Genomic DNA, 294 nt, shown 5'->3' with positions numbered 1-294 from the left:
GCCGCCACCCACAAGACCAAACTGATCCACGACTGGCTGCTGAAGCGCCCGCGCTGGCACCTGCACTTCACCCCGACCTCGGCCTCATGGCTCAACGTCGTCGAGGGCTGGTTCGCGCTGCTGACGCGGCGCCAGCTTCAACGCGGCGTGTTCCAGACCATGGGCGATCTGGAGACCGCCATCCACGCCTACATCGATCAGACCAACGCCCAGCCAAAGCCATTCGTCTGGACCAAATCAGCCGACGCCATCCTCGCCAACGTCAAACGCTTCTGCCAAAAAACTTCTAACTCA

1 protein-coding gene is annotated in these 294 nt (G+C 61.6%); it reads left to right on the top strand.

What is annotated here, in order from left to right:
• Nucleotides 1-294 (top strand): transposase (locus AC0IY0_RS28800; protein WP_471766485.1); only part of this gene is annotated, 294 nt, incomplete at both ends.

The organism is Methylobacterium sp. AC315 (assembly GCF_979253755.1).
This window is presented reverse-complemented; position numbering and strand designations above follow the sequence as displayed.